The 717-nt window shown below is 40.7% G+C and carries 1 protein-coding gene; it reads right to left on the reverse strand.

Going from position 1 to position 717, the window contains the following annotated elements:
* Positions 1–510: AlkZ-related protein (locus BN3456_RS00095; RefSeq protein WP_278280252.1), on the reverse strand; the 510-nt coding region annotated here is incomplete at its 3' end.
* Between the last annotated feature and the right edge of the window lie 207 nt (positions 511–717).

Raw genomic sequence — 717 nt, forward strand, 5'->3', positions numbered from 1 at the left:
ACCTGCCCGTCCTCCTGAAAGTCCCATATGTTCTCCGATTAATTTGAACGTTAAGCCTTCCTTGTATCGCAGATGTAACACTTCCTGCTCATTCTCCTTCAACTGCCTGATAGTAAATTCCAATCCGGCCAGTTGATCTTTCGTTACCTCATCATATTTAATTGCAACTTTAGAAATATTATTGACATCTAGCTCTGTCAGGAGGTTTTCCGGATAGCAGATCACTTTCTTTTTAGATGCTAAAACCCCTTTTATGCTCTCTTCCGAAGCAACAGCCCGCAGAATCTGTTCAGGCGAAGCGGTTGGATATATTTCCATCATATGACTGATAATTCTGTCTCCTGACTTTCTCGGTTCCTCTTCATATTCCGAAGTTACATACTCGTATCCCCAGAGAGCCTCCGGTCTTGTATATACAGCAATAGATCTGCCATATGCCCGGCCGGTTTTATTCCTTTTCCTGTGAAAATCACGAAGACATAAGTAGCTTTGCATCTGCAGACTGGTCATAATACCTTCAAAGTTCTTTCCACCGTTTTTTCCAAATCCTGCCTGCTTCTTTATCTCAAAAGAATACAGTTCTGCCTTTTTATAGTGGCTCAGTTGTCAAGACAAAAATTTAAGATTTTTATAATGAACTGATATGGTTGATAAGTGACAAGGAACAGGGGGAGAATAGTGGAACACTCTCCAGATCCAAATATGCATTAAGCTACA

The organism is Clostridium sp. C105KSO13, from assembly GCF_001517425.1.
GTDB lineage: Bacteria > Bacillota > Clostridia > Lachnospirales > Lachnospiraceae > Muricomes.